29 protein-coding genes are annotated in these 25,936 nt (G+C 67.6%); 11 read left to right on the forward strand and 18 right to left on the reverse strand.

Annotated features, from left to right (window positions below):
- Nucleotides 1–50 precede the first annotated feature (50 nt).
- The 7 genes from ACIRDU_RS21085 to ACIRDU_RS21115 form a co-directional block, all read right to left on the reverse strand.
- Complete coding sequence (locus ACIRDU_RS21085) at nucleotides 51–299, reverse strand: SpdD protein (RefSeq protein WP_403581595.1); 249 nt, start codon at nucleotides 297–299, stop codon at nucleotides 51–53.
- Between the two features lie 24 nt (nucleotides 300–323).
- Nucleotides 324–518 (reverse strand): hypothetical protein, encoded by a 195-nt coding sequence (locus ACIRDU_RS21090; protein WP_097217161.1) that lies wholly within the window; start codon nucleotides 516–518, stop codon nucleotides 324–326.
- Nucleotides 519–533: 15 nt separating this feature from the next.
- Nucleotides 534–725 (reverse strand): mobile element transfer protein, encoded by a 192-nt coding sequence (locus tag ACIRDU_RS21095; RefSeq protein ID WP_102910782.1) that lies wholly within the window; start codon nucleotides 723–725, stop codon nucleotides 534–536.
- Between the two features lie 2 nt (nucleotides 726–727).
- Nucleotides 728–913 carry a hypothetical protein gene (locus ACIRDU_RS21100; protein WP_102910783.1) on the reverse strand — a complete coding sequence of 62 codons (186 nt, stop codon included), beginning with the start codon at nucleotides 911–913 and terminating at the stop codon, nucleotides 728–730.
- Between the two features lie 16 nt (nucleotides 914–929).
- Nucleotides 930–1,592, reverse strand: a complete 663-nt coding sequence (locus tag ACIRDU_RS21105; RefSeq protein WP_403581598.1) for a DUF2637 domain-containing protein — start codon at nucleotides 1,590–1,592, stop codon at nucleotides 930–932.
- A gap of 88 nt (nucleotides 1,593–1,680) precedes the next feature.
- Nucleotides 1,681–3,057: an FtsK/SpoIIIE domain-containing protein gene (locus tag ACIRDU_RS21110; protein WP_403581599.1), complete on the reverse strand. Its 1,377-nt coding sequence runs from the start codon at nucleotides 3,055–3,057 to the stop codon at nucleotides 1,681–1,683.
- Nucleotides 3,057–3,413 (reverse strand): hypothetical protein, encoded by a 357-nt coding sequence (locus ACIRDU_RS21115; RefSeq protein WP_403581601.1) that lies wholly within the window; start codon nucleotides 3,411–3,413, stop codon nucleotides 3,057–3,059. Before ACIRDU_RS21115 ends, ACIRDU_RS21110 begins: the two co-directional genes overlap by 1 nt.
- A gap of 192 nt (nucleotides 3,414–3,605) precedes the next feature.
- On the opposite strand from ACIRDU_RS21115, the gene ACIRDU_RS21120 reads away from it, so the two are divergent.
- Nucleotides 3,606–3,974 (forward strand): hypothetical protein, encoded by a 369-nt coding sequence (locus tag ACIRDU_RS21120; protein WP_403581602.1) that lies wholly within the window; start codon nucleotides 3,606–3,608, stop codon nucleotides 3,972–3,974.
- Nucleotides 3,975–4,000: 26 nt separating this feature from the next.
- Here the strand turns inward: ACIRDU_RS21120 and ACIRDU_RS21125 are convergent, their stop codons facing one another.
- Entirely contained in the window at nucleotides 4,001–4,789 is a 789-nt protein-coding gene (locus ACIRDU_RS21125) for a GntR family transcriptional regulator (RefSeq protein ID WP_020274970.1), read from the reverse strand.
- Nucleotides 4,790–4,896: 107 nt separating this feature from the next.
- On the opposite strand from ACIRDU_RS21125, the gene ACIRDU_RS21130 reads away from it, so the two are divergent.
- Genes ACIRDU_RS21130 through ACIRDU_RS21140 form a run of 3 tightly spaced genes read left to right on the forward strand, consistent with a single transcriptional unit; the run spans nucleotide 4,897 to nucleotide 6,156 of the window.
- Entirely contained in the window at nucleotides 4,897–5,304 is a 408-nt protein-coding gene (locus tag ACIRDU_RS21130; protein WP_030851880.1) for an NUDIX hydrolase, read from the forward strand.
- Between the two features lie 46 nt (nucleotides 5,305–5,350).
- Nucleotides 5,351–5,776, forward strand: a complete 426-nt coding sequence (locus ACIRDU_RS21135; protein ID WP_030851878.1) for an ATP-binding protein — start codon at nucleotides 5,351–5,353, stop codon at nucleotides 5,774–5,776.
- Nucleotides 5,770–6,156 (forward strand): hypothetical protein, encoded by a 387-nt coding sequence (locus ACIRDU_RS21140; protein WP_403581605.1) that lies wholly within the window; start codon nucleotides 5,770–5,772, stop codon nucleotides 6,154–6,156. Before ACIRDU_RS21135 ends, ACIRDU_RS21140 begins: the two co-directional genes overlap by 7 nt.
- Nucleotides 6,157–6,497: 341 nt before the next feature.
- Here ACIRDU_RS21140 and ACIRDU_RS21145 read toward each other — a convergent pair whose 3' ends face one another.
- The 3 genes from ACIRDU_RS21145 to ACIRDU_RS21155 all read right to left on the reverse strand — a co-directional run bounded on the left by ACIRDU_RS21145 (nucleotide 6,498) and on the right by ACIRDU_RS21155 (nucleotide 12,639).
- Entirely contained in the window at nucleotides 6,498–8,519 is a 2,022-nt protein-coding gene (locus tag ACIRDU_RS21145) for a hypothetical protein (RefSeq protein WP_403581606.1), read from the reverse strand.
- A 486-nt stretch (nucleotides 8,520–9,005) separates the two neighbouring features.
- On the reverse strand, nucleotides 9,006–9,728 hold the full coding sequence (locus tag ACIRDU_RS21150) for a hypothetical protein (RefSeq protein WP_403581607.1): 723 nt from the start codon (nucleotides 9,726–9,728) through the stop codon (nucleotides 9,006–9,008).
- Nucleotides 9,729–10,635: 907 nt separating this feature from the next.
- Complete coding sequence (locus ACIRDU_RS21155) at nucleotides 10,636–12,639, reverse strand: YncE family protein (protein WP_403581609.1); 2,004 nt, start codon at nucleotides 12,637–12,639, stop codon at nucleotides 10,636–10,638.
- A gap of 923 nt (nucleotides 12,640–13,562) precedes the next feature.
- Between ACIRDU_RS21155 and ACIRDU_RS21160 the strand changes: the two genes are divergently transcribed.
- Entirely contained in the window at nucleotides 13,563–14,018 is a 456-nt protein-coding gene (locus ACIRDU_RS21160) for a hypothetical protein (protein ID WP_403581611.1), read from the forward strand.
- 400 nt (nucleotides 14,019–14,418) lie between these two features.
- Here the strand turns inward: ACIRDU_RS21160 and ACIRDU_RS21165 are convergent, their stop codons facing one another.
- On the reverse strand, nucleotides 14,419–14,883 hold the full coding sequence (locus ACIRDU_RS21165; protein WP_403581612.1) for a GNAT family N-acetyltransferase: 465 nt from the start codon (nucleotides 14,881–14,883) through the stop codon (nucleotides 14,419–14,421).
- A gap of 345 nt (nucleotides 14,884–15,228) precedes the next feature.
- Here ACIRDU_RS21165 and ACIRDU_RS21170 point away from each other — a divergent pair, with 345 nt between their 5' ends.
- Nucleotides 15,229–15,834 (forward strand): hypothetical protein, encoded by a 606-nt coding sequence (locus ACIRDU_RS21170; protein WP_403581614.1) that lies wholly within the window; start codon nucleotides 15,229–15,231, stop codon nucleotides 15,832–15,834.
- Nucleotides 15,835–16,086: 252 nt separating this feature from the next.
- Here the strand turns inward: ACIRDU_RS21170 and ACIRDU_RS21175 are convergent, their stop codons facing one another.
- Nucleotides 16,087–16,554 carry a DUF5994 family protein gene (locus ACIRDU_RS21175; RefSeq protein ID WP_403581616.1) on the reverse strand — a complete coding sequence of 156 codons (468 nt, stop codon included), beginning with the start codon at nucleotides 16,552–16,554 and terminating at the stop codon, nucleotides 16,087–16,089.
- A 174-nt stretch (nucleotides 16,555–16,728) separates the two neighbouring features.
- Here ACIRDU_RS21175 and ACIRDU_RS21180 point away from each other — a divergent pair, with 174 nt between their 5' ends.
- The 3 genes from ACIRDU_RS21180 (at nucleotide 16,729) to ACIRDU_RS21190 (ending at nucleotide 18,326) form a co-directional block, all read left to right on the forward strand.
- Complete coding sequence (locus ACIRDU_RS21180; protein ID WP_403581618.1) at nucleotides 16,729–16,980, forward strand: hypothetical protein; 252 nt, start codon at nucleotides 16,729–16,731, stop codon at nucleotides 16,978–16,980.
- A 358-nt stretch (nucleotides 16,981–17,338) separates the two neighbouring features.
- Nucleotides 17,339–18,043 (forward strand): DUF5994 family protein, encoded by a 705-nt coding sequence (locus ACIRDU_RS21185; protein ID WP_403581620.1) that lies wholly within the window; start codon nucleotides 17,339–17,341, stop codon nucleotides 18,041–18,043.
- 10 nt (nucleotides 18,044–18,053) lie between these two features.
- The gene (locus ACIRDU_RS21190) at nucleotides 18,054–18,326 is read left to right on the forward strand and encodes a hypothetical protein (protein WP_403581622.1); all 273 of its coding nucleotides are present in this window, start codon (nucleotides 18,054–18,056) and stop codon (nucleotides 18,324–18,326) included.
- A 207-nt stretch (nucleotides 18,327–18,533) separates the two neighbouring features.
- On the opposite strand, the gene ACIRDU_RS21195 is transcribed toward ACIRDU_RS21190, so the two are convergent.
- The 3 genes from ACIRDU_RS21195 to ACIRDU_RS21205 form a co-directional block, all read right to left on the reverse strand.
- Complete coding sequence (locus ACIRDU_RS21195; RefSeq protein WP_403581624.1) at nucleotides 18,534–18,704, reverse strand: hypothetical protein; 171 nt, start codon at nucleotides 18,702–18,704, stop codon at nucleotides 18,534–18,536.
- Nucleotides 18,705–18,972: 268 nt separating this feature from the next.
- A complete protein-coding gene (locus ACIRDU_RS21200) occupies nucleotides 18,973–19,197 on the reverse strand; it encodes a hypothetical protein (protein ID WP_403581626.1) in 225 nt (74 codons plus the stop codon).
- A gap of 38 nt (nucleotides 19,198–19,235) precedes the next feature.
- The gene (locus tag ACIRDU_RS21205) at nucleotides 19,236–19,667 is read right to left on the reverse strand and encodes an Asp23/Gls24 family envelope stress response protein (RefSeq protein WP_403581627.1); all 432 of its coding nucleotides are present in this window, start codon (nucleotides 19,665–19,667) and stop codon (nucleotides 19,236–19,238) included.
- A gap of 677 nt (nucleotides 19,668–20,344) precedes the next feature.
- Here ACIRDU_RS21205 and ACIRDU_RS21210 point away from each other — a divergent pair.
- Together ACIRDU_RS21210 and ACIRDU_RS21215 are read left to right on the forward strand one after the other, a co-directional pair.
- Nucleotides 20,345–20,620 carry a hypothetical protein gene (locus tag ACIRDU_RS21210; RefSeq protein ID WP_403581629.1) on the forward strand — a complete coding sequence of 92 codons (276 nt, stop codon included), beginning with the start codon at nucleotides 20,345–20,347 and terminating at the stop codon, nucleotides 20,618–20,620.
- Between the two features lie 221 nt (nucleotides 20,621–20,841).
- Nucleotides 20,842–23,973: an ATP-binding protein gene (locus ACIRDU_RS21215; RefSeq protein WP_403581630.1), complete on the forward strand. Its 3,132-nt coding sequence runs from the start codon at nucleotides 20,842–20,844 to the stop codon at nucleotides 23,971–23,973.
- Here the strand turns inward: ACIRDU_RS21215 and ACIRDU_RS21220 are convergent.
- On the reverse strand, nucleotides 23,954–24,772 hold the full coding sequence (locus ACIRDU_RS21220; protein ID WP_403581632.1) for an ABC transporter permease: 819 nt from the start codon (nucleotides 24,770–24,772) through the stop codon (nucleotides 23,954–23,956). The two genes, ACIRDU_RS21215 and ACIRDU_RS21220, sit on opposite strands and share 20 nt — an antisense overlap.
- The gene (locus ACIRDU_RS21225; RefSeq protein WP_403581634.1) at nucleotides 24,769–25,737 is read right to left on the reverse strand and encodes an ATP-binding cassette domain-containing protein; all 969 of its coding nucleotides are present in this window, start codon (nucleotides 25,735–25,737) and stop codon (nucleotides 24,769–24,771) included. The genes ACIRDU_RS21220 and ACIRDU_RS21225 overlap by 4 nt, the downstream gene beginning before the upstream one ends.
- Nucleotides 25,738–25,936 lie beyond the last annotated feature (199 nt).

The following is a 25,936-nucleotide window of genomic DNA, read 5'->3' on the forward strand; positions in this document are numbered from 1 at the left end:
GGGCGGCGAAATGCTTGGTCGTGTGCCGCCGCCCCGGAGGCCGACGCAGTTCAGCGGCGGTGGTGGTCGCGGAGCATGGAGCGCAGGACGACGGCGGCCACGGCAACGGAGATGGCCGTGACGGCGACGGCGGCCAGGAGCGCGGTGAGGACGACTCCGCCGACGACCAAGGCGACGACGGTCTTCTGATCGATGGAGACCGACGGGAGCGAGCGCCGTACAGGCGCCGGCGAGTCAGTCGGGGTGTGGGTGTGCGCGGGCGGCGGGGTCGGGCTGTCGGGGTACTTCGGGAGGAACACGGGCCGATCTCCTTATCTACTCGTCTAGGTGTGTGAGCCGTTTATGACGCTCACGCCAGAGCGCGTGCCGGACTCGATGGCGGGTGCGAGGAAGGTGCGGGAGAGCCAGAAGCCGAAGAGGGCCACCAGGACGACGATCCAGACGCGGACGCCGAGGAACCGGACTGCTCCCCAGGCGAAGAAGCCGAGGACGACGACAAGCGGCAGGCTGACGGTCACGAGGTGCAGGTCCTTTCAGCGAACGGGGCAGCGGTGGGTGCGGGCGGCCAGCTCGGCGGCCGCGCGGCTGTCGTAGTCGGCGGAGAAGCCGCAGCGCGGGGCGGTGCAGGCGGCGGTGTGCTTCTCCCGGCCCCGGCCGTCGTAAGAGGTGCCGACCTGGACGGGGCCGATGCGGCTGACGTGGCGGAAGCGCTTCGGTGCGGGCATGGTCAGTCCTCCTGTCGCGGGCTGGGGCGGGGGAAGTCGCGCAGGATCCGGGCGGCTTCTTCCGGATCGGGCGTGCGGTCGGCGGCTTCCTCGGCGAGGAGCCGGGCGAGAGCCGACCGGCCACTGACGGCCATCTCGCGGGCCGCTGAGAGGTAGTCGGCGGCCGTGTTGAAGCAGAAGAGCGGCATGATCTCCCTTTGCTGGTCAGGTGAGTTGGGCGGCGATGGCTTCGGCCATGGGCGGCGGGACACCGAGGCGGGCGCGCAGGGTCGGGGTGTCGATGGCCGTTCCAGTGCGGGTGCGGTGGTCGGCGGCGACTTTGCGGGCGTGCTCGACCAGGGCGGCCGGGACAGCGACCGGAGGCGGGGCCAACGGTGGGGCCGGTGCCGGATCGGCCGCCGGTGGCGTCGGGGGGTCTGGCGCCGGATCGGGCGCGTTCTCCTGGTCCTCGATGTCGTCAGGATCCTGTTGGTCTGCGGCGTCAGTGGTCTCGTCGTGCGCTGTCGGCGGCGAGTGGACCAGAAGTGTTCCGCCGAGGAAGGCGACCGCGGGCCAGCCCGCGACGAGGATGCGGAGCCAGGCCGGTACGTGATCCAGGTCAAGCAGGCCGGCGGTGGCGACGTTCGCCCCCAGGGACGCGGCGAGTGCGATCAGGAACCAGCACCACCCGGCCGCTTTCGCCTCTCCGGAGCGCAGTCGGCGCCAGGCGGCGACGAGCAGCAGGTCAACGCTGATCGGGTAGGCCCACGCCTTCCACCCGTCCTGTCCGGCCGCCGAGGCGACATCGTGCAGGTGGGCGAAGGACAGCGCGGCGGCGATGACCGCCTGAACGAGCACCGCATCGACGCGGGCCAGGTGGGCGCGCATGCTGCGGCTCCTTCCGAATTCGGGCATGGGAGGGGTAGGGACGTGGCGTGAGGCGGTCACGCCGACCGGGGTTGAGTGGGGACGCGGGTCAGTCGGCCACGGGCCGGGGCCGCACGGCCGGGGCCGGTATCTCGACGGGCCGTACGGGCACGTCGGGCCGGAAGAGCTTGAGCGCGGGCAGGTCGGGGACCAGGTGGGCCGACTCGCGGCAGGTCTCGGCAGCGTCGCCCAGCGACAGGTACGGCGTGCGGATGCGAGACCAGCCGCCGGAGGTGTCACCGGCCACGGCGAGGCCGGGCCGTTCGGGGGCAATGGCGCAGGCGGCCATGACCGCTTCGGGCGCGATGTCGCCGAGCGCCATCTTCGCGGAGGCTTCGTCGTTCACGCGGTGGCAGACGCGGCCGGTCAACTGGGCCCGCAGCATGGTCGCGCCCTTGCCCAGCTCGGCACCGAAACGCTGACCGCAGACCTCCAAGTAGATGCCGGCCGCGCGGCCGAGCTGGGCAAGGCGAATGAGCTGCGTGACCATCTCGTCCCGGCGTTCCTCGTCCTTTCTAGTGGCGACGAGGAAGAGTTCAGCCACCTCGTCCACGAACAGCACGATCGGGACCGGGCGTTCGGACTCGGGCAGTCCCCAGACGTCCGAGGTGATTTCCTCGGCCGGAGTGTTCGGGGCGATGCCTTGCCGGGCCTTGATCAGGTCGTATCGGTCCTCCATCTCCTTCACGAGCACGGGCAGCAACTCGGCAGCCTGCTCCGGATCGGTCGCCAGCGCGGAGAGGCGGGAGGCGAACGGCGCGAGCTCCACACCGCGCTTGCAGTCGATGCCGACCAGGGCGACCGGCTGAGGGGCGAGTCCGGCGATCAGGTGCCGCAGGTACATGGACTTGCCCGACAGCGTGGCGCCGAGGGTGAGTTGGTGGGGCACGGCGCGGTAGTCGCGCACGAAGGGCATGGCGTCTTCCCGTAGCGCCACCGGCACTTGAAGGAACTCGGCGTCGACCTTGCGCGGCATCCGCACCTGCCGCAGCACGTCGAAGCCGACCAGGCGCAGTTCGACCACACCGGGCTTGACCGTGGTCACGTACACGGCGTGGACGCCCCAAGCGTGCCGCAACCGTTCCGCCGCGGCGGCGACGTCGGCGGGTTCCTGCCCCGGAGCGATCCGGAGCCGGAGCCGCAGCCCGGTCGAGGTGGGGCGGACGATGCCCCGACGCGGCGGCACGGGACGAACTTCACGGCGAGTGGTGGCCTTGACCGCCAGCATCCGCAGCCGGGACGGAGCCACAGTCAGGCCGCAGGCCTCCATGACCGAGCCGTACGAGCTGAGGAGCCGGGCGGTGGATATCGGCAGGCCGACCGTGGACCAGTACACCCCGGGGTGGTTGGCCCGGGCGTAGGCAGCCCCGCCGCCGAGTGCGGCGACAGGACCACCCACTTCCAGGAGTGTCATCAGGTCGGTCATCAGGCAGCAGCCCCGGCTGAGGCCGGGAACGCGGCCGGTGTCACGGCGGCGGCGCGGTAGGCGATGCCGTGACGCTGCTGCCCGTTGAAGACGCTCTCCCACGGCCGGGCCACCAGACCCGGCAGCGAGACCGGAGCCCCGAGCGTGAGCCCCTCGGACACTCCGCTCTCCGGAACGGTGACCTTGATCAGCGACGACTCACCGTCCTCCAGGTGGACGACGCCGATCGTCATCAGGGCCTCGCCGCTCATCGCGTCCTTGGCGATCTCGCCCGTCTGCCGGTCGCGGACCTTGGGCTCGGGCGCCTCGGTCAGCAGGATCGTCGCGGCGGAGGTCTCTACACGGATGGTGCGCAAGACTTCTTCCCGTCTACTCGTCTATACAAGATGCAGCGTTCGAACCCGATTTCCGGGAACGGCAACCACCTTGCCACACAACTTGCCCACTCGTCTATACGAGTAAGCCTGTTGAGGTGTACGAGTTGAAGAAGGAGCCATGCACCACCGCTTCAAGTCTCCGCTGTCAGAGCCATGGGGCAGGATCCGAGCATGCTGATTGCGACGGACGCCCGCGGGCACAGGATGAGACGCCCCTCGAAGCCGGCGATAGGCCGCATGCCGGCGAACCTGGGGCGCGGCAACGAGCACATGGTCGTTGAACGACAGGACGCGGACGTCGTTGGCGACTGGTACATCCAGGTCCTGTTGCGCGAGAACAACACGTACCAGCTTGAGTACCGGGACGGCGTTGCTACGAAGCACTACCAGACTCAGACCGTCTCGCAGGAGAAGGCGCTTCGAGCGCTGCTCGGTTGGGCGACTGGCACATCGGAATGGCGCGAGGACTTCATGTGGAACGACATCAGCTCGATGTTCGAGCCGCCCTCCACCGAGGGCACCGCAGCGATCACCGCATAGCGCCGATCCCGCTCCTTTCCGCGCGCTCACGTCGCTGGCAGCTGGTACGACAGGACGTAAGCGTCCGCTGCCATGACCGTGTCACAGACCTCCACTGCCCGTCCCTCCTGGTCGAACGCGGTCCGGATCAGATGAATGACCGGCACACCGGAGGCCAGTCGCAGCGTGCGCACCTCATCGGGCGAGGGCATCCGGGCGCGGATCTCTTCTTCGAAGTGGTCGAGGCGGTGCCCCAGCTCCTCAAGCCGGGCGTAGATGCCACCGGGCCCGGGGTTGGGCTCGGCGATCGGTGTGCCCCGTGCGATGTCGAGCGGCAGATACGAGGTGGCGAACTCCACCGGCCGCCCATCCAGCAGATACCGGCGACGCCGTGCGAGCACTCGCCGCACGGACCCGAGCCGGGTGGAGACGTCCTGGCTTGCCTTCTCCTCCTTGACCTCCAGGCTGTCCACCTGCGGGTGACTGCCGGCGGCGTCGGCCTCCACGATGAACGCGGACTTCCCCTGCTCCCGGTGGCGCCGGGCGAACCGGTCGGAGGCAAGCCGCCTCACAGGAGGCCGTGGTCGCACGAAGACGCCCTTGCCGTGCTCGGCGTGCACCAGGCCCTCGCCTTGGAGGACGGAGAAGGAGTTTCGAACCGTCATACGGGAAACCCCGTAATGCTCGACGAGTTCGGCCTCGGAGGGCAGCTTTTCGCCCTCCTTGAATCGCCCACGGTCGATGGCCTCGCGCAGCTGGTCGGCGATCTGCCGGAAGACCGCACGATCGCTCGTGGGGTCGAGATCGCCGAGGAGGCCGGAGGAAAGAGAGGGCACGTGTACTCCTTTAGGTATCTAGACGAGTGGGCGAGCTTTGTTGCTACGGTGGAGAGCCTAGCCATCCGAGAGGGCAGAGGAACGTGAGCACCGACCGTCCGCACTCCGTGAGCGTCGCCGGAGTCATCGTCGACGACCAGGACCGCGCCCTCTTGATCAAACGCCGCGACAACGGCCACTGGGAACCCCCGGGCGGAGTCCTCGAACGCGAGGAAACCATCCCCGAGGCCCTCCAGCGCGAAGTTCTCGAAGAGACCGGCATCAAAATCGCGCTTCCCGCGACCCTGACCGGGATCTACAAGAACATGAAGGGCTTGATCGTCTCCATGGTCTTCCGCTGTGAGGCCGCCGACGGCACGCCCACCACCGGGGACGAGACCCGCGCACTGCGCTGGGCCACTCGCGAAGAGGTCATCGAACTCGCCGACGAGGCATACGCGATCCGCGTCCTGGACGCACTCGACGCGGTATCCCCGCCGGCCATACGCGCCCACGACGGCGTGAAACTCGTCTAGCCCGAACCCGCTGCACATGGCGGCCTACCAGCACGAAGGAACTTGTATGCACGAGTATACGAGCACCGCCCGGGTCTGGGGACTCACTTGCCCAGGATTTCCGGAAGAGGTCAGCCGGGCCCGCCGCTGGACACGGGACATCCTGCGCGGATCTCCCCTAGCCGACGACGCCGAACTGATCGTGAGCGAGCTGAGCGCGAACGCGATCCTCCACACGGCGAGCGGCGGACTCGGCAGCTTCCACCTGGCCCTTGCGGTCTCCCCCAAGGTGGTCGCCCTGTCGGTCACCGACGAGGGAGGGACCGGAACCGCACCGAAGGTCGAGCAGCCGAGCGAGGACGCGGTACACGGCCGCGGCTTGGGCATGGTCAGCGTCATCGCGCACCGGGTCGTCGTCCACGGCAGCCACAGCGGCTACACCGTCACCGCGGAACTCTTCACGGACACCCAGCCGGGAGGGCACCCATGCTGATGGACAAGCCCCAGCGGGGCTTCTGGTGCGAGTGCTGGACGCAGGACGTCAACGACGAGACAGGGTGGCCGGCACTCCGGGCATCCTTCGACGCCTACTCGGCACCACAGGCGGACAGATGGGTAGCGGTCGCCCTGCGCACCATCTCACCGGCCCTCGACCCGGACGCCTCCGATGAGGCCTGGGCCTGGCTCTACGACGGCCGCGTTGATACGCGACGAGCCCTCTTACGCATGGATCCCTGCACGGTCTCCGTGACCCACGCCAGCACCCGCATCACATGGACGATCCGGCCAGTGGTCTTCCTGCCGTTGGCGCACCGCCAAGGTGTCGATCTCCCAGCCTGCGCATACGACTTCACGCCCCGCGCCCCAGACTGAGTTACAACTTTCTCTACTGGTTCAAGGCGGCTCGCTCCGCTCACCGCGCGCGGCCCGGCCCCCGGCCGGGCATGCGCTCCTGTCTCCGCCCCGCTCCAGCCCGGCCGGCGCCCGTACCGCGCGCACAGCAATCAGCCACTTGATGCCAGAGGAGGGCTACCTCGTGGCTGGGGCGGTCGGCTCCACGGCTTTAGGCAGCCACTTTGGCGCAAGCCTCGAAGATCATGGCCCCCACGTCGTGCTTTACCGGGCAGGTCCACAGACTGCCCGACGCGCCGGAAGCTTACGGGGCCATGATCACTCGCGCCAAAGCAGCGCCACCCCAAAGCCGCTCCGCCGACCTAATGGATAGGCCTGAGCAGCTTAGTACCGGGGGCACTTGAGATGAGATGATGGGGCCTTCCTTGCAGCATTCCCGCAAGAGCTTCGGCCTCCTCACTCGTCGCGAAGATGATTTGCGCCTCCCGACCGTTGACGTGCGAGGCTCGGTCAAGAAGCGCCGAGAAGCTCAATCTATTCGTCTCCTGCTGACGCGGCTCATCAAAGATTAGCAAACGGGCATGATTAGCTGAGAAGTTGAGACCAGCTTCAAGAAATGCCAGCAGGTAGGCCCAAATTACCCGGATCATATCGCTGGCCGACAGGTCGAACCCCAAGTCAAACCCCTCATGGATGGGGCGATACGTATCGGGCGAGATCTCAATACTCTCGGGATCCAGCGAGTTGAAATGATAGCTCCTCAACTGCTGACGCAAAGAATTTTGCAGGAACGAAATTTTGGCAGCATCCCGAGGAGATCGACCTTGTTCAGCAAGAGCACGCAAAGCGGCCCGGTTACTTTCCCACGCTACAGCCCTGGCACGAAGGTCCCCACTAGCGGTGAAGATCTCAGACTGCACTGCTTGCAGCACTTCGACCCGATCTTGTAGGCGAATCCTCTCTGCGACAGCCGCAACAGAAGGCGTAGCAGAGGGAGAGGTGAGCGACTGCTTAATGGCCCTGATATTCCTTCGGACCTGAGACATTCTGTCGCGTAGGCCCGCCACTTTAGCTTGCTGATTTTCGATTACCCGCTGCATGTCCGAATACATCGCCCGGAATGTTCGCAGTTCCTGGTCAATGTATGAAATGCTTTCATCTGGCGACATAGGGTTTAAGGTCACGTCGAACCCATCGGGCAATGCTTGCTGACATGTAGGGCACGTAGATTCGCCACCAATGACAGCAGCATGCTCCGAACCGAGCCGACGGAGAAGAGCTGCATCCTTGTGACGCTGCAGGTCCTCTTCCAAGGCCTCTACCCGAAACTCAAGACCATCGCGGCGCGAGATAGATTCAGCAAGCAAATCGACCTCTTCGCGCAGCTGTGCAGTGATGACGGTCAAGCTCTCCTGAGCAGCAGATAGATCGCGATCAAGCTGCTGCGAGCCCTCCTCAACTGTTGGAACCTCTACGCGATCCAACTCGTCCAAGCGGGTTTGCAGCAAGCGAATCTCATCATCGATTGAAATCCATTCGCGCTCTGAAGCGATGACTCCCGCGATCGCTACTGCAGCAGTGTCTGAGACAGGCTTCGCCGGCACGCCGCGCAGCACAACGGCTGCACCTTTAGTGGCACCAACAAGCCGATCAACCACTTGTCGCCACTCTGTATCCATTTGGGAGCCGGCGGCCTCAAGCCGCTGTCGCCGCAGCACAGTGGCATATTCATCCAAATTCAGAATGAACTCGGCGGCTCTACGACTAACATCACGGATCATGAAATGGGTCGGAATGCGAGCTTGAATTCCCGACCAGCCGTGTTTTTGTTCGACAAAGAAATAGGGAAAAAGGCATTCAAGATACAGCGGACCCTCACTGCCATCTAGACGCGAAACCTGAGGGAGCTCCCATCCGAGGAATTCTGCCAAGTGATGGTGGAACCCCCTGTCCCTGATCGCAGCGCCAGGACGGCGAACAAAATAGTCAGTCCCCCTCTCCATCGGCAATCCTGCGCTCAAGCACGGACCCTCGAACTCTTCAACCAGTGTCATGTGTTTGGTAGTGCTCTTCACATGACGCCGAACGGTGATAACGCGCCCAGACGAGTTTTCCATCTCCAGCGCTACCCATGACTCAAGCACACGGAGATCCCGCCCATCCACCTCAATGGAATCCGTCATGGCGTGCGGTAGTGGAATATCGCGCCGAGCGCTCAGCATGCCTTCCAGGCCTAGCGAATAGATGACAGCCTGCATGCATGTGGACTTGCCGCTGGAGTTATCTGCTCTCAAAATATTGAGGCCACTCGTGAATTCAAGATCGGCACCGCATAGGGGACCTTCAGTTACCACGCGCAGCTGTAGGTGGCGGAGCTTGAGCATGCTAATTCCAGTCCATGAGTTGACGGATAGACTTCTGCGAGATTTTCCCAGGAAACGCCCCTAGGAAGTCCTTTTCCTCCGCCATCACCTCGCTATTTGACCAAACGCTACGTGCCAGCGACTTTCCGTTTGGAGTTAGAGAAATTGCTTGACTAGGCTTGCGATATACCAGCCCGCACGAGATGGCGATTGCGATCGTCCTACTCAGTACCGGATCATACCGCACTGCAAATTCATCAGGTGCCTTTTCTCCATCCATCCAAGACCGCACCATTTCTCGTGTGGCTTTTGACCGGATGGCCCACACCAGCAAGTGAATCTGTTCAACGTTGGCCGAACTCGCGTGGCACCGGTCCAAAACCAGTACGAGTGCAGCCAGCCTCCACCCATGCCTCAGGTCACCCGGAATCGGATCGGGGCGCCTTGAGAAGACCAAGGGGGTATGGGTATCGGAGAAGAGGTCTGAGAGTTCTTCAGTGGTAAGCGTCATGAGGCCACCGATGGGAAGTCAAGAGGACAGCGCATAATCCAGTCAGCAATCGACGCCCAAGCAATAGCGCTTCGAAGTCGATTATCTAGTGCTGGAACGTCTTCGTTGAGCTCATTTTCAATTTCCTTAGCGATCTTGGCAAGGCTATTGAATCCGATATCGGTCGACGGGTATTCAAAGATGAGGAGCTGCTCTTTATGGTTCCTGTATCGAGTGGTCCTCTCCCAATTGTCGGGGAACTTTCGCCGCATGTCTGCAAGAGCATTTTCCCCCTTTATGTACTGCATGATGAGGCCCTCGATAGCCTGCAACCTTCGCGGATCGTCTTGAATTAGCCCTTGCAGCTTCCTCTCGGCGGTGGTGACCGCCTGCGCATTCGCCCTAATCCAGGCAGCTACCTCGTCCTGTGTGTGCTCCTGCACTTCAACTAGCGGACGTGGTCTAGGAAGGACCTGCTCTCGAGTATCCGCATAGGCGTCTTCATCTACAACGACAATCTGAAAGCCTGGGTCCAAGTGGGGGAGATTCTTTGCGCGATATTCAGCCGCCTTGGTGGAGGCGTGCTGAACAAGCTCATGAGAATCGAAGAAGGGAACCATGAACATGTAACGCCTGATTTTCACGTTCCCTAGAAGGGCTACGAATTTCTCCTGGCGGTCTGCAAGCTTGGCCAGATCCGTAGTGAGCTTGTCTCGCTGTTTCTCGTACCGATCTTTCACAGGGATAGGTTCTTGTGCGGCATAACATTGGAACGCACAACCGTCGTATGTAAAGGCTTCGATCCCGAGATCCCCTCGATGCCTAGCCGGAACCACCTGTACTTGATCAGCCCCGTACCGTCTCCGAATGAGGAGAATGCACCACTCCTCCCATTCATCCCCATCCCAGTTTGTGACCGAGCGCAAGCGGGTCCTCCACTCCAGCGGTGCCGTCAAGGCCACATCCTGGGTGAGCGTGTCCCCCCACCGGCCTCTTGATCCAGGGTATCGACGATCGAGCCGGATGGTAGTGGCTGTGGAACACTGAGTAACAGAAGCGCGCAGAGACGAACTTGCCTGCGCCCTGCGCCCTGCGCCCCTGCGCCCCTGCGCCCCTGCGCCCCTGCGCCCCTGCGGAGACGGACATCCGGCGCCGCGATTCCGACACGGTGATGGCTAAGGGGACGGACGGAGTCTTCGAGGCGTCCTGCGGTCCGCTCAACCTCGGGGAAGTGCTGCGCCTGTTCCGCGACTGGCCTAACTCAGTGGGCAATGAGCCCCAGCCAACGGGTGATCGCGACTGGGTCTGGCCGTCTCAGTTTCCGTCTCATTCACCGTCGTCCACTGCCGTTCAGACCGGACCTGGGAGCGCTGCCCCGAGGGTGGCCGATCACCCACGAACGCAGGTGAACGCCCCCGCACACAGCCCAACCCCCCACCAACACAGTTGGAAAGAGTGTTGGCACCGCTGCCCATCGGGGCTGAGGAGACGAGCCGACCTTGAACCGAGGATTCAGCGCGGCCCGCTCCGAGGAGTGGCTGGCGAGCGCCATCGCGTCTTGAGCGTGACACCGGCTCTATCGCATCCCCTGAGGAAGATGCATCCCAAGGCCCAGCGCGTCATCGGATGCGCCGGGCCTTGGGGGCCTCAGCTGGTGAAGGTGAAGTACTTCCAGGAGCCGTGCGTGGTCGAGTTCACGGTGTCGTTCGAGGAGTTGTTGATGTAGGACGACCGAACGCGCATCGAGTAGCCGGTCTGGTGCGTGCCGCCCAGTTCCACCACCGACTTGCCCGTGGAGTCGAGCTTAAAGTATTCGTATCCCGCCGACCGCCAGGCGCCGTTGGAGTAGATCTGGAACTCCAGCTTCTGCGCGCGGCCGGGGTAGGCCGTCATCGTGGTCGTGAGAAGCGGGTTGGTCGTCTTCCGGAAGTAGTACTTGGTGTACCCGTTGACCGTGGCCGTCTTGTAGTAGCGGCTCGGGCTCAGCGACACCTTGACCTTCGCGCCCACCCAGCTCGTGGCCGTCTTCGGGGCGATCCGCGCGTCGCCGGAGAAGGACGCGCTCACCGTGGTGTCGCGCTTCAGGGTCAAGGTGACCGACAGGTTGCCCTCGCTGTTGACCGTGCCAGTCTTGACCAGGTACTTGCCCTTGCCGTCGCCCGCGGTATCCGCGTAGAGCGAGAGCGTCCGGTTCTTGTACGTCGTGCCGAGGTGGGCGGTGAACGTCACGTTACTGGCGTAGTTGTAGACGTTGCCGTTCTTGTTCACTGTCAGGGTCGGCGAGTTCCGGGACACCTCGACCGTGTCGGAGGCGGAGGCAGGCGTGCGATCGGCGTCGCCGGCATAGGAGACCTTGTACGTGACCTTGCCGCCGGCGGGCGGGGTGTCGGTGAAGGAGAAGGTCCCGTCCGCCTTCACCGTCGCGGCCGGGAGCGCCTTGCCGTTCGGGTACTCCAGGTCCGTTCGGGTGACCGCGACGGTGGTCCCCGCGGGCAGGCCGAGCGTGTTCGTGACCTGGCCAGAGACGGTCAGCGACTTGGCTCGGTCGGCGGTCGTCGGGGCGTTCACCGTGATGGTGGTGACGGCCTTGCCGGGGTCGGTGACGATGCGCAGGCTGTACTTGTTGGAGAGACCGTGTGTGACCGCGAAGAGCCGGCTGCTGTCGGGTGCGAAGGCGAGGTCGCCGTGGTCGAGGAGGGCCTCTTGGGAGACTCCACCCTGTTCGTCGGTGAAATTGGCGGTCCGCCGCGGGACCGTGCTGCCCGGCTTGTAGATGGACACATGGGGCTTGAAGGAGGCGTAGGTGTCGGTGCCCACCGCGACGAGGCCGTCGGGCGCGACATCCACCGACCGTTGTTCCCAGTAGGTGCTCGGATACCTGATGGTCTCCGACAGGTCCGAGGTACGAAAGACCTGCTGGAAGTCGCCTGCCGTGGTGGCCACCACGAGCTCCGTGCCGTCCGGAGTGAGTGCCAGGTCCTCCGCGGTGTTGCCGATGGCGGCGTCCTGCCCGCCGAGGAACGCGGTCCGGTCGGCCGTGCCGGACGACACGTCGTAGATGCCGAGAGTGAAGTAGTACTGACGCGAGCCGGCCGCCAGGGTGTCGGGAGCGCCGGGTGCCGAGTCCAGCAGGGGAGCGTCCTTCCACGTCCCCTCGGCCTCCTGGGCGAGGGAAACCTGCGGCTGCCCGCCGGACAGGTCGAGAGAGCCGATGTTGCCGTGGCCGACACTGCCATAGCCGAACCAGAGTTTGCCGCCGGCGAGCGCCAGGTGCTGCGGATCTGTGCCGTCACCCGTCGCATACCGCCCGGCCTCTGTGAGCGTCGCCGTGTCGATGGCCACGATCTCATCGGCTCCCGGCACGGCGACGTAGACCGTTGCCGAGTCGGCGGAGAGCTCCAGGCCGACAGCCTGCGGCAGCGAGGTGATCGTCCCGATGACGGTGCCGTAGTAGTCGGTGGCGACGACCTTGCCTCCCGACGGGTCACTGATGAAGACCCGCTGGTGAACGCCGTCCACGATGATGTCGCCGCTGGACGTGATGGGCAGCGCGGCACTGCTGTCGGCGACGGCAGCGCCCGCCGCCGCCCCCACCAGGGCGATGGAACTGAGAGTGACCGCGAGCGCTGTTGCGGCCGAAATGCTGCGCACACGCACAGTGATGCAACCCCCACTAGGAAAACAGGATGCCCACAAGACTCCTGGAGCCCCTTCAGGGTTGTACGGCACACCTGCGCAAGTTTCCGCAGGTCCCACTGGATGCCGCCCAGAAGCCGGGCACCTTTTATGGCAGGCGCGCACTGGGGTCGCTGCGATCGAGGTCGAGCGGGTCATGGATCGCGGCCGGCCGTGGATGTCTGAAAACAGTCGTCAGACATGCGGCCGACGATGTCCAGGGACGGCACTCAACGGCTGTTGAATTACAGCAGCGCCCAGCAGTACGGCAGGAGAGTGCCCCGGGCCCCGACCGCAGTACAGCAGGGCTGTACAGCAACACCACGACGGCAGCCGACCGTCGATGTTTCCAAACACCCACGTGATCTGCCGAGCGGACCTCAACGACCGTCCCGCCCATGGTTCGGGACGAAGAGGTCGTGCCAGACGCGTGCCAGATCGTACGGGGAACCGCGGGGAACACCGGGGAATCGAGGAACCCGTCACCTGGCGTCGACGTCCTTCCGCCCCAGGTCAGTCCTCCAGCAAGCCCCAGATCACCGCAGCTTCCCAAGCTGATGGCTCAAGCAGCGTCGTTACGGGACGGCCGTCGCGACTTGCTCTGGTCGACGGCAGCGGCAGCGTGGTGGAGGCCGGTGGGGGTATGGGGAGGCACACGCGCGCCTGGTCGGTCGGCGCACCCGCCATCGTGGCTGTCTGTCGTCGGCTGAGGTACCTGCCACTACCGTGCCAAATGCGGTTGTCAGCCACGGTCAACAAGATTGGGAACGGTTGAGTTGTCGGGGTGTGGCGGCGGGTGGGGTGATGGTCATCGTGGCTCCGTGGTGCTGGTGGGCCGGCGCGGTGGATTCACCAGACGGGCCTTCTGAAGCTGGGGGGCATGGGCGTGCATCTTCGTCATGCCGCTGATCGACGACTCACTGAAGTGGGCGAACTCCGGAACGGGGTGGTGGCTCCTTGGTGTCGGGGGTCGTTTGCGAGGCATGAACCAACCCGATGAGAAGCTGACGACCTCGCAGGCAGCGAAACTGCTCGGCGTGCGTACGGACACCGTTCACGTGATGAAGGCCGAGGGCCACCTGACTGTGGTGGGCAAGGGCCACCACGGGACGAACCTCTTCGCGCTTGCCGACGTAGAACGCCTTAAGGTTCAGCGGCTCAAGGCCCAGCGCCCCATCCCTGCGCAGCAGGCCGAATTGCCGAGCGAGGAAGAACTTGCGTGCGATGGGTGCCGGGCCCTGCGCGCGCAGTTGCTGATTGAGCGGGAGGGCCGGCTTGCGGCCGAGGCTCAAGTCCAGGCGGAGAGAGACCGCGCCACCCGCGCGCTTACGGGACTGAACGCCGTTATTGGGTAGGCCGCAACCCGCCACGGATGCGGTCCGTCGTCCCAGGCCGGCAAGTGCCAGCAATCATGCGGCAACTTAGCCGAGCACTTTGACAACAAAGCCGTCGTCCGCTGGGGTACGAGCATGTAACGGGTCCGCTCCTGAGCAGGGTAGAGCGTCGAGCGCCCCAGCCAGTGAGTGTCTAACTGCGTGACAACGCCGACGCACAGCGGTGGACGAACGCGGACGTCTGCGGACCGTCGGAGCAGGTCAGAGACACGACAGCCAAAGGCAGAAGCTCCGCCCAAGTTGCTTCGGGACGAAGAGGTCCGGGGTTCAAGTCCCGCATCAGTGGACCAGATCAGAAGGCCCGCAAGTCCACCTGCGGGTCTTCTGCGTGCTGCCCTCCGGGCGGCACGGATCGCGTGGCTCAGCGAGGCGCGTACGCGACGCGCTCGAAGGGCCAGTCGCGGGCCAGCCAGTCGCTGACGACGAGATAGACCTCGGCATCGAGCGAAGCATGGTCCGCCCGGACCCAGGAGCGGACGTCCGTCACACCAGGCTCCTGACGTGAGCCGTATACGTAGACACAGCCGATGACTTCATCCCCCGGGACCGACAGGACGGTGTAGGTGAAGCCGACGCGCCGGTCGAAGTCCTCCGCGTGCTGACGCAGGTCGTCGAGGTTGGCCTCCAGGGTCATGCCCTCTGGCGGCGGCCAGGAGCGGCCGGCGAAGTCGGGATTGGCCCGGATGTGGGCGATGCTGGAGGTCCAGGCGGCGTGGTCGGCAGCATTGTGCTGAGGGCCGAGGGGCTCCAGGCGGAAGCGGTCAGTGGCAGGCGGGTCTGGCAGGGCGAAATCGGGGGCCACGAGGAGCTGATCGGGTGAGGTCATCGCGGGAGGGTATCTCGGACCCCTACTGATCTATCGCAATTTTTGGAAGGCAGCACCGACAGCCGTCGTAACGACCCCTGACATCCAAGCCTGACATCAACGTCTCCGGACAAGCGTGGACCTACGCACGCTGAAACGGTCGTCGCGACAACGGTCTACGGCACCAGGACTGGCCTCCGATCGAACTCCTAAAGCGAGTGTCGCAGGTTCGAATCCTGCCGGGGGCACAGCCAGAAGGGCCAGCTCAGGAGGGGTCCCCTCCAAGGCTGGCCCTTGGCGTGTCCTGGGTCGTCCCACACGCGTGCCTCCACAGTCCACGCCTCACCGACCTGCCAGACTGCGGCTATGAAGCAGTCTGCCCCTCCACCTTTAAGCCCGCGCCCCATGCCTCCGCTCCGCGGCGACGAGTCGATCGTCGGCGTCCCGGACGCAACCGTGGTCGACTTCTGGCGGTTCGCCATGCCGGACCTCCGTATGAACAACACACGTGGTCTCTTCGCCGAATTCCTGGTCCACCAGGCGGTCGGCTCCTGCGTGCCCCGGGTGGAATGGGCAAGCCACGATGTCGAGACCGACGACGGACTGCGCATCGAGGTCAAGGCCGGTGCCTATCTGCAAGCCTGGGGGCAGCGCACGCCCTCTCAAATCCGCTTCAGTGGGCTGCGCGCTTGCACGTGGTCATCCGATAGCGGCTACTCGGAGGCAAAGTCATACAACGCCGACGTCTACGTTTTCGCCGTCCAGACCTCACGTGAACACGCTGTCTACAACCCACTCGACACGGCCCAGTGGGAGTTCTATGTACTCCCCCGCCCAGCAGTCGCTGCCCTAGACGCGGACAGCGTCAGCCTGAGCACCGTTCGCGCGGCGGCCGGTCCACCAGTGTCCTTTGCCGCCCTCAACGACTGCATCCGATCGGCCGATCCCCGCCCCGGCACGGACGGCTGCTGACGAGCGAAGTCCGTGCCACAGCCGTGCCAGATACAGGGGCCAGCCACGGTCAACACCGGTGTCCCGCGGTCGAGTACTCGCCTGCTGCCTCGGCCGGCGAAGCGGCAGCTCAGCCGCAAGATCCGCCAGCCTCTGCCCTGAAGCGGTGGTCGGCGGCGCGGCGGGAGCCGAGGCCAGACGGCCGCGGCCGTGGCAGACGCATGCCAGATCGTGCCGGGAGCCACGGGGAACACCGGGCAATCGGTCCGCCGCTCACCAGGCGCCGGTGTCGATGAGGATCTGTTCGGCTTGCGTGGCGTTGCCGGCGCGGACGGCCTCGGCCATCGCGGCGCGCGCAGCGTCGGGCGTCGCGTGCGGCGGGACCACGAGCAGGGAGAAGAGATCCTGTTCGCCACGGGTGATGAGGACGGTGTCGTCGCCGACCGGGAACGAGTCGATGTGCACGACTCGGTCATCGATGACCAGCCTCGTCGGCAGTCCTTCCCAGGCACCGGCGTCCAGGCCGACGCGCATGACCGGCCCGAGGCACTCGGCCAGGGCTGCGATCAGGGCGGGGAGCTCCGCGGCGATGTCCCGAGACCGCGGCCACCACGCTCCGTCGAGAACACTCCGGCGGTCGTGCGTCGTCTCCAGCCGTACGACAGCCGTCCCGGGTTTCAGGGCCTGGTGGACGGCGTCCGGCAGGAGCCTGGTCACACGCGGGGAGCCGGAGTCGGACATCGCACTCGCCTGCCTGCCTGCCTGTAAGGAAAACGGAGTGACTTCCTTGCTTCACGGTACTCCGCGGCCCACGCCGGCCCGGAAGGTCGCCGGTCACACCCGAGGACCACGGGGCATGCCGGAGTAGAGTGAACGATCCGGTCCGCTGATCTGTGCCCGAACAACGAGGTCGCCATGCAGCCCACGGAAACACCCCCGGACGGGCACGCCGAGGTCCGCATCGTCGCGGCCTCCCCCGAAGCCGCTCGTCGCGTCGCTGAGGCGCTCCGCCAGTGCTTCGCCGCCAACGAGCAGCGCAGCTATCCCGCGGACGGCATGGGAGGGACCCGCCTCCAGCTCACCGTGGACACCACCCGCCCGGCAGAACCGGCGCGGTCCTGGCTGGAGACCAGCCGCTCCTCGGAGGACGACCGCCGACGGAAGTGAGCCGACGTCCAGGAGCGGTCCGTTCGGCCTCTTCGGGGAATGGCGTGAACTCGTCGGGACCACTTCGCACACCGGCTCGGATGCCGGTTTCCGGAGACGGGTTCCGCGATGTCCGCAACCACCTCTCATCCCCCGCTACGGGCCGTTCCCTTCAGGTTCACGTGACCTGACACGCGAACTCTCCCTCCCGCTCGAGCTCTTCGGCGTCTCCTGCGCGGGTGGGAGGACCAAGCCCCCGGAACACAGTCCGACGAACTCCGGCACGTGCTGAGGCAGTACCGGGAGATCACCCAGAGGCTGCTCCGGCTCCAGAACCAGGCGGCCGTACCCTCCGCGCTGCGGCGGAACGCGGAGTAGTGTGGACAGTACCGAGGGCATTTCGCACACCGGCTTCCACGCCGGGTCGTTCTCGGCGAAATATGAAACCTGGGTCGCCGCAGAGGCGGCCCGGAGACGGGTCCGCATCATGTCGGCGACCTTGTACCCAACCCTGCCGCACCCCGAGCCCGTCGCAGCCCCGGCCGCGCGTCTCGCGCTGAAGACCGACGGCTCCTCCCGCGGACTCCTGGACGGTGCCTGGTGGCCCCGCTCCCGGGACCTGCTGAGCGAACTGCCGGAACTCACCGACGTGTTGGACCCCTTGTGGGGCCGCATCACTCGCATCGCCGTAAACCCGAAGCACTGGCCGGTCATCCCCCGCAGGGTTCTCGTGGACGGCCACATCGTCAAGGTCGGCTGGTTCACCCCGGAGATCGACCCGCACAAGCTGCTGCTGCTCTCCTACGGCACCAGCCGCTGGGATCTCCTGGTCATCCCGCCCGAGACCGGGGCGGAATCGGCGGCCCGGCTGATGGCCGCGGCGTCCGACAACGACGGCCCGCCAATGACCGCGAGCGCGCTCATCGCCGCGGACGAGGCCCGCCACGACGTCTCCGCGGCCGACCAGCCGCTGGATCCGGACGAGGTATGGGAGTACGAGGGCGGCGCCTCAGCGGTGTCCGCAGCCGTTCCCCAACAGGCCGGTTCGCCCGGCCGGGCCAGCCAACTGATCACCGGCTTGTGAGGTGGCCGCCATGAACGCCTTCCTGACAGCCGCCGCCCTCGTGGTCCTCATCGCAGTGGCGGCGTACGTGATCCACCGGCTCAACCTCCAGCACGCCGACAGAATCGCCGCGTACCGGTACAGCGCCCCCCTGCCCGGCCGCCGCGGCCGCGGCACGCCGCAGGCCCCGGTGGAACCGGACCGGTCCGAGTCGCCGACCGCCGGCGAACGGCGGGATCACCGCGACGAAGGCCGCGGCCGCTTCCCGCCGCGCCGCCGCAGCCGTACCACTCACGACAGGTGACCAGCCGGTTTCCCCCCGGCCGCGCCCACGGACCGTCGACCCGGCTTGTACCGGCGCGTGTGCCCGGGCGCATACACCCGGGCCGTGGACCGCGCGAGGAGCGGCCGGGACCCCTGAACCCAGGCATCTGGACCGAGGCGTCGTGAGATCGACCCGGCCACCAGGTCGCTGTCACCTGTCGGCTGTCGCCAGGTGTTCGCGCTCATCTCACCCTCTCCTGGTCCGTGCGCGCGTATGCGCCGAGTGGAGCCTCTCGACCGCCACCGCAAGGTCGGACACCTCCATGCCGGCCCACGTCCTGAGCCGTTCGGTGACCTCCCGGCGCCCGGCGGCGCACTGCGCCCCGATGTCGGACGGATAGCCGAGCTCGACGGTCATGCGCATCCGCGCCTCGCCGAGCACCGCCTGCCGTCCCGCGGCGGACCCGGCGTCCTGTCCTGCGGTATCCCGCTCCGGTGCCCGCCGCACGGCTGTGGTCGCGCGTGACGTTCGACGGCCTGGCGGTACGTGGCCGGCCGACCCGCTGAACCGGCTCAGCGCCTCGCGCGCCACGTGGGAAGCGATCTTCGCAACGACCCGGTCCGCGACGGCGATCGCACCGCGCTCCCCACGGGTCTGCCCGGGCGCAGCTCGACTTCACCGGTCACTACCGCCAGTCTCCTCGTACCCGTCGACGGTCGTCACGGATCCGGTCCTGCCGGTCCCGGCGGCGGACGAAGTCGCCCGGTTCGAGGTCGCCTTCCACCAACCGCCCGACCACGAGTCCGACGACGCCCAGCCCCAGCACCAGCAGGAACGCCCAGAAGTCACCGAAATACGCGGCGAAACCCAGCGCCATCCCTGCCATCAAGCCCACCACGGCCCTGCTCATCACGCACTCCCTCACTCACGCGGGCTGCTCCGCCCCGGCTACTGGATCCGCTGCCGCTCTTCCCCTTCGTCCTCCTCGTCGGGGAGCTTCACATCGCTGACCAGGATGTTGACTTCCACGACGTCCCGACCCGCCATCCGCTCCACCGCGGAGATCACGTTCTCCCGCACCTCACCGGCCACGTCCGTGATGGAGACGCCATAGTGGACGACGATCTCCAGATCGATGGCCGCCTGCTTCTCTCCGACCTCGACACTCACCCCCCGCGTGGCGGACTTGCCACTGCCGGCACCGGGCATCCGCTCCCGCACGGATCCCATCGAGCGCGCGAAGCCACTGCCCAGGGCATAGACACCGCGCACGTCCCGTGCCGCCATTCCAGCGATCTTCTCCACCACCACGTCGGCGATGGTCGTCCGGCCGCGAGACCCGGGCGCACCGCCATACCTTGTGCCGGTGTTCTCAGTCATCAGGGCATTCCTCCCTCCAGAAGACCCTCTGGCACCCCTTGCGCAGATTATATTCTTATTAGTAGTTGTGCCTATAATGCACCATTTGAGGCTTGATGATCCAAAACGAGTGGCCCGAACTGCGGCAGGAAGAGGAGCGGCCATGGAAGAAAGAGGGTGAGAGGCCGGTGAAAACCGAGGCGCGGACGCAGGCAGTACGGCAACAGCTCGACCTGGGGCGGCTACTCCCGCTCGGTGGGTCCGACGACGGGACATGGATCACCGAGCAAGCGGCCGTCAGGGCCCTCGGGCGCGCTGCCGCTGAGATTCCCGGTGTCCAGCTGGAGTCTCTGCGCATCGGGACGGCACCGCTCGCGCCCGTGTACGAGCCGGCCGTCCGTCCGCCGGCCAGCGCACTACCGCCTGGCCCGCTCAGGATCGAAGCGGCCTTCACAGCGTCCCTCGGGCAGCCGCTGCCTGAGACCGCCGCACAGGTGAGGAACGCGCTGCTCAGCGCAGCCGCTGAACGGCTCGGCCTGGCCGCCGTGACAGCCGACCTGACCGTCACGGATCTCCATGACGGTCCGGAGACGGGCGTGAAGTCGCGGACCGCAGCAAGAGCCATGAGGCCCGCGCCGGCAACCGCAGCCGCAGCCGCAGCCGCCCGAAGCTCACCCACGATGACGGGAACAGGATCCATGCGGGAACCCGTCCGGGAACTGGCGGACGTCGTGACGGGCGTTCCGGGCGTCGCCCGCCTCACCGCCGTACTGGGAAGCCGCCCGGTCAAGGTGGAGGACCATGACGATCCACCCGGCCGCCACATCAAGGTCCAGCTCGCGGTCGCCCGCGGCCACCATCCGCTGGAAGTCGCCCGCGCCGTCCGGGCCGCCGTAGCCGACGCAGCCACCACCGACACATCCGGCCCGGTCACCGCCGCCGTCCTCATCACGGAGACCGCAGCCCAGGTCTGAAACTGACGGACGTTGTTGACAGGTGGGGTCTCCCCTCCCCAGGAGACCCCGATGACTGAACGCGAGCTCGCAAGACGCGCCCGCCATCGGCTCGCACCGTCTGTGAGCAGCTCGGGACCTTCGCGGTCGATGCGGCTGATCGTGCGGCTCCCACCCCGTCCAGCCGGTCCCCGGCTCTGAGCAGCCGCCCAAGCATCATCCGCTGTCGATAACCTGACCGAGTGAAGACCGAGTTGACCCTCCTGTCGCGTGTGGCCTACCGCGGTCGGGAGATCACCGCTCCCCGGTTGCGCGGGCTGCTCGCGCTGCTGGCGGGCGAGTTGCGCTCCGGTTGCAGCACTGCACGGCTGGTCGACGGGCTGTGGCGGGACGAGCTGCCGGCCAACCCGGCCAACGCGCTGCGGATCCTGGTCTCCCGGGCCCGTTCCCAGCTCGGGGCCGACGTCGTCGTCAGCACCGCGACCGGCTATCGGCTGGCGCTGGGTGAGGAGCAGGTCGACAGTTCGGCGGTGGTGCGGTGTGCTGAGGCGAGCGCCCGGCACGCCCGGGCCGGGGATCATGCCGCCGCCCTGGCGAGTGCGGAGGAAGGTCTCGCCTTCTGGGACGCGGCCCCGGTCGCCGCCGCCGCGCCGGGCGACCCGGTGGCGGAGCTGCGGGCCGAGCGGGCGCCGCTCCACGACTCCCTCGTACGCTCCCGCGCGCTCGCGCTCGGCCGGCTGGGGCGGCGGGCCGAGGCCGTGACGCCGCTGACCGAGGTCTTCGCCGGGGCGCCGCGCGACGAGGAGGTGCTGGCCGAGCTGCTGCGCGCCGAGGCGGCCACGGCCGGGCCGTCGGCGGCGCTCGCCCGCTACGAGGCGTACCGGCGCGAGCTTCGCGACGACCTCGGCACCGACCCGGGCGCCGGGCTGAAGGCCGTGCATCAGGAGTTGCTGCGGGTCGAGGCCCCGGTGGCCCGGTACGGGGTGCTGCATGATCCGAATCCGCTGCTGGGGCGGGACGAGGATCTCGCGGCGGTGGCCGGGCTGCTGCATTCCTCGCGGCTGGTCTCGATCGTGGGTCCCGGCGGTCTGGGCAAGACGCGGCTCGCGTATGCGGTCAGCCGCCGGGCGGAGCAGCGGGTGGTGCACTTCGTCTCACTGGCCGGAGTCGGCACGGACGAGGACGTGGCCGGCGAGGTGGCGTCGGCCCTCGGCGGCGGGGCGGCGCCACGCGGTGGTGTCGGGGCGTACGGCGGCGGGGCGGATGTGCCCGCCCGCATCGTCGCGGCCCTCGGCGCCGGTCCCGCGCTGCTGGTGCTGGACAACTGCGAGCAGGTCGTCCGGGGCGCCGCCGGTCTGGTACGGGAGCTGGTGGCGCTGTCCGAGGACCTGCGGGTGCTGGTCACCAGCAGGGCACCGCTGGGGCTGAGTTCGGAAGCGGTGTACCAGCTGCCGCAGCTGAGCCTGGCGACCTCGACCGAGCTGTTCGCGCAGCGGGCCCGGGCCGCGCGGCCCGGTGTCGAGCTGCCGTCCGACGCGGTGGCGCAGCTGTGCCGGCATCTGGACGGGCTGCCGCTCGCCGTGGAGTTGGCGGCGGCGCGGGTGCGCGTGCTGTCCGTGCCCGAGATCGCCCGCCGCCTCGGTGACCGGTTCGCGCTGCTGCGCGGCGGGACCTGGGACGCACCCGAGCGGCACCGCACCCTGCACGCGGTCGTGGAGTGGAGCTGGAATCTGCTGGAGGAGGACGCGCGGGCGGCGCTGCGGGCGCTGTCGGTCTTCCCCGGCGGCTTCACCGGAGAAGCGGCGGAACAGCTGCTGGGTGACGGCGGCGACACGCTGTACCTGCTGGAGCAGCTGGTGGACCAGTCGCTGCTGAAGGCCGGCGACACCGCGGCCGGGATCCGCTTCCACATGCTGGAGACGGTGCGGGAGTTCAGCGCCGCGAGGCGGGCCGCGGCCGGGGAGGAGACGGTGGTCACCGACCGGTTCCTGGGCTGGGCACGGGACTTCGGGCTGGCCAACCACGACGTGCTGTTCGGCGCGGAACCGCTGCGGCATTGGCCGCGACTGCGCGCGGAGCAGGACAACCTGGTGCTCGCCCTGCGGTTCGCCCTGGCCCGTGAGGACCACGCCACCACCGCGGCGGCCGGCGCTGTGCTGGCCGGCGTCTGGCTCACCGACTCGACAAGCTTCCACCGGGTCTTCGCCCTGGCCGCCGACACCGCGGCGCCGCTGTCGCACTACCGCCCGGACGCCCGGCACACCGAGGTCACCCGCGCCCTGTGCGCCGCCTGCGTCACCGCCCCGTTCGTGGGGTACGGCCCGCTCCGGACGCGTCATCTCGTCACCCTGCGCCGACTGCCGCCCGCGGAGCCGGACACGCTGCTGCGGGCGCTCGCCGTCGTGCTGTGCGCCGTTCCGGACATGCGTCCGCCCGGCTACGAGGCGCTGAAGGAACTGTGTGCGAGCGAGGCGCCCTTGCTGGCGGGCGTCGCCGAGGCCGTGGCCAGCTACCTCTGGGAGCACGAGCAGGAGCACGGGCGTGCGCTGTCGTCCGCCCGCCGGCTGCTCGCCGCGGTCGAGGCCGTGCCCAACCCGTCGCTCGAGCTGCTCGCCCATTCCCGTTGCAGCGAGCTGTGCGGGGACGCCGGTCTCGGTGAGGAGGCGTACCGGCATCTGCTGGCGGCGCTGGACGTCTTGGAGCACCTGAGTGACCAGTCGCCCACGACGGGCCTGCGCCGGGGGCTGGTGCTGGCCTGCCTGCAACGCGGTGAGCCGGACGAGGCCGAGGAGTGGCTGCGGCGGGTGGAGCGGAGCAAGCCGCCGGAGCAGACGTCGGCCTTCGCGACCGATCTGGCGGCCTGGGCCGAGATCGCGCTGGCCCGCGGGCTGACCGAGCTGGGGCTGAAGCGGTGGCGGACGGCCGTGGAGCGGGTGCGCGCGAGTGACTCGCCGCACGCCGAACCCGCCATGGATGCGTGGGCGCGGGCGATCGAGGCCTACGCGGTGGTCGCGCACGCGTACGCCGGGCGGTTGGAGCCGGTCGCAGGGCTGGTGGCCGCGTTGGAGGGCCGGCTGCGTGCGCTGTTCGCCGGCTCCCGCCCGGCCGGTGAGATCCCGGTGTCCGGCAGCGACGTGCTGGCCCTCGGCCTGGTCCGGCTCGCCGCGGGCGATACCTCGGCGGTGCGGCTGCTGGCGCTGGCGGAGCGGATGCATGTGCCGCAGACGTTCCCCACGATGTCCGTCGACCGTGTCCGGCGGGTCGCCGAGGAGGCCGACGGGGCGGCGTACGCCGACGCGGTGTCGGAGTACGCCGCCCTGGATCGCGGCAGGCTGCGAGAGGCTGCCCGCGTACTCATTCCGGGTCGCGGTTGAACTGCGCCGTCGACCAGCGGTAGCCGAGCGCGGTCAGGCCGAGGCACCAGGCGAGGGCGAGCCATCCGTTGTGACCGATCTCGGTGCCGAGCAGCAGACCGCGCAGGGTCTCGATGGCCGGGGTGAACGGCTGGTACTCGGCGATCGGCTGGAACCAGCCCGGCATCGTGTCGGCCGGGATGAAGGCGCTGGAGATGAGCGGCAGCAGGATCAGCGGCATGGCCATGTTGCCGGCCGCCTCGGGGTTCGGGCTGGCCATGCCCATCCCGACCGCGATCCAGGTGAGCGCAAGGGCGAACAGCGTGATCAGCCCGAACGCCGCCAGCCACTCCAGGGCGGTGGCGTCCGTGGACCGGAAGCCGATGGCGACGCCGACGGCCCCGACGAGGACCACGCTGGCGACCGACTGCAGCACGCTGCCGATGACGTGCCCGACGAGCACCGAACCGCGGTAGACCGCCATCGTGCGGAAGCGGGCGATGAGGCCCTCGGTCATGTCCATGGAGACGTGGACGGCAGCCCCGATCACGGTGCTGCCGATGGTCATCAGCAGGATGCCCGGGACGATATAGGCGATGTACTCGGAGCGGTCCGCGCCGCCGCCACCGATGCCCGCGCTCATCACGTCGCCGAAGATGTAGACGAAGAGCAGCAGCATCATGATGGGCGTGAGCAGCAGGTTCAGGGTTCCGGACGGGTAGCGCCACGCGTGCAGGAGGTTGCGGCGCAGCATCGTGTTCGAGTCGCGTAGGGCGAGGGAGACCTGGGTCGGGCGGGCGGGTGCCAGGGGGGTGCTCATCGGGCGGTCTCCTTGCGTCGGTTGAGCTGGTCGGTGCCGCCGGTCAGGGCGAAGAACACGTCGTCGAGATCGGGGGTGTGCACGGTCAGCTCGTCCGCCTCGATGCCGGCGGAGTCCAGCCAGTCGAGGATGGAGCGCAGCTCGCGCTGGCTGCCGCCGCTGGGGATCTGCAGCGCCAGTGCCTCGTCGTCCCGGGTGACCTCGCGCAGCTCGGCGGCGGCGCGCTGGTAGGCGGCGGGGTCGGTGAAGCGGAGCCGGACGTGCCCGCCGGGGATCAGCCGCTTCAGCTCCTCGGCGCTGCCCTCGGCGGCGATGGTGCCGTCGTGGAGCACGGCGATACGGTCGGCGAGCTGGTCGGCCTCCTCCAGGTACTGGGTGGTGAGGAAGACGGTGACGCCGTCGGTGACGAGTTCGCGGATGATTCCCCACATGTTGTGGCGGGCGCGGGGGTCGAGGCCGGTGGTCGGCTCGTCGAGGAAGATGATCCGCGGGCTGCCGACCAGCGTCATGGCGATGTCGAGGCGGCGCTTCATGCCGCCGGAGTAGGTGGAGGCGGGCTCCTTCGCGGCCTCGGTGAGGTCGAAGCGTTCCAGCAGCCCGGCGGCCACCCGCCGCCCCTCACGCCTGGACAGGTGGTTCAGGTCCGCCATGAGGAGCATGTTCTCCTCGCCGGTGATCAGACCGTCGACGGCGGAGAACTGACCGGTGACGCCGATCGCGGCGCGTACCGCCTGCGGGTCCGCGGCGAGGTCGTGGCCGCCGACCCGGATCTCGCCGGCGTCGGCGGTGATGAGGGTGGAGAGGATCTTCACGGCGGTGGTCTTGCCGGCCCCGTTCGGGCCGAGCAGGGAGAAGATCGTGCCCGTGGGCACGTGCAGGTCGACGCCGTCGAGGACCTGCTTGTCCCCGAAGGACTTCCGCAGCCCCGTGGCTGCGATGGCGGATGCGGGGGTCGTTGTCGTCATGCCCCGGAGTCTGCGGGGCGTCGCGTTCAGCGGCCTTTCAGTACGGTTTCACTCACCGGCGCTGACCGGCACTCGCGTGAAAGGGGCTGCTCAGCGCGCTGTCTGCGTCAGGCGAGGTCGCGAGCCCCCGGGCGCACGCCGAGGGCGATCGCGGACCAGGGGCTGCACCGTGCCGGTCTGCGGCCGGGAGGTGTCGCGG

Origin of the sequence: Streptomyces sp. NPDC093598, from assembly GCF_044764825.1 — a bacterium.
In the GTDB taxonomy this organism is placed as follows: Bacteria; Actinomycetota; Actinomycetes; order Streptomycetales; family Streptomycetaceae; genus Streptomyces.

Excerpts from the sequence above, each read along its gene's own strand:
- ACIRDU_RS21100 (WP_102910783.1), bottom strand. The coding sequence starts at position 913 with ATGCCGCTCTTCTGCTTCAACACGGCCGCCGACTACCTCTCAGCGGCC.
- ACIRDU_RS21220 (WP_403581632.1), bottom strand. The coding sequence starts at position 24,772 with ATGAGCACCCCCCTGGCACCCGCCCGCCCGACCCAGGTCTCCCTCGCC.
- ACIRDU_RS21110 (WP_403581599.1), bottom strand. The coding sequence starts at position 3,057 with ATGACCGACCTGATGACACTCCTGGAAGTGGGTGGTCCTGTCGCCGCA.
- ACIRDU_RS21095 (WP_102910782.1), bottom strand. The coding sequence starts at position 725 with ATGCCCGCACCGAAGCGCTTCCGCCACGTCAGCCGCATCGGCCCCGTC.
- ACIRDU_RS21105 (WP_403581598.1), bottom strand. The coding sequence starts at position 1,592 with ATGCGCGCCCACCTGGCCCGCGTCGATGCGGTGCTCGTTCAGGCGGTC.
- ACIRDU_RS21165 (WP_403581612.1), bottom strand. The coding sequence starts at position 14,883 with ATGACCTCACCCGATCAGCTCCTCGTGGCCCCCGATTTCGCCCTGCCA.
- ACIRDU_RS21145 (WP_403581606.1), bottom strand. The coding sequence starts at position 8,519 with ATGCTCAAGCTCCGCCACCTACAGCTGCGCGTGGTAACTGAAGGTCCC.
- ACIRDU_RS21160 (WP_403581611.1), top strand. The coding sequence starts at position 13,563 with ATGCCGCTGATCGACGACTCACTGAAGTGGGCGAACTCCGGAACGGGG.
- ACIRDU_RS21120 (WP_403581602.1), top strand. The coding sequence starts at position 3,606 with ATGCTGATTGCGACGGACGCCCGCGGGCACAGGATGAGACGCCCCTCG.
- ACIRDU_RS21210 (WP_403581629.1), top strand. The coding sequence starts at position 20,345 with ATGCGGGAACCCGTCCGGGAACTGGCGGACGTCGTGACGGGCGTTCCG.
- ACIRDU_RS21195 (WP_403581624.1), bottom strand. The coding sequence starts at position 18,704 with ATGACCGTCGAGCTCGGCTATCCGTCCGACATCGGGGCGCAGTGCGCC.
- ACIRDU_RS21175 (WP_403581616.1), bottom strand. The coding sequence starts at position 16,554 with ATGTCCGACTCCGGCTCCCCGCGTGTGACCAGGCTCCTGCCGGACGCC.
- ACIRDU_RS21200 (WP_403581626.1), bottom strand. The coding sequence starts at position 19,197 with ATGAGCAGGGCCGTGGTGGGCTTGATGGCAGGGATGGCGCTGGGTTTC.
- ACIRDU_RS21180 (WP_403581618.1), top strand. The coding sequence starts at position 16,729 with ATGCAGCCCACGGAAACACCCCCGGACGGGCACGCCGAGGTCCGCATC.
- ACIRDU_RS21170 (WP_403581614.1), top strand. The coding sequence starts at position 15,229 with ATGAAGCAGTCTGCCCCTCCACCTTTAAGCCCGCGCCCCATGCCTCCG.
- ACIRDU_RS21140 (WP_403581605.1), top strand. The coding sequence starts at position 5,770 with ATGCTGATGGACAAGCCCCAGCGGGGCTTCTGGTGCGAGTGCTGGACG.
- ACIRDU_RS21135 (WP_030851878.1), top strand. The coding sequence starts at position 5,351 with ATGCACGAGTATACGAGCACCGCCCGGGTCTGGGGACTCACTTGCCCA.
- ACIRDU_RS21190 (WP_403581622.1), top strand. The coding sequence starts at position 18,054 with ATGAACGCCTTCCTGACAGCCGCCGCCCTCGTGGTCCTCATCGCAGTG.
- ACIRDU_RS21225 (WP_403581634.1), bottom strand. The coding sequence starts at position 25,737 with ATGACGACAACGACCCCCGCATCCGCCATCGCAGCCACGGGGCTGCGG.
- ACIRDU_RS21205 (WP_403581627.1), bottom strand. The coding sequence starts at position 19,667 with ATGACTGAGAACACCGGCACAAGGTATGGCGGTGCGCCCGGGTCTCGC.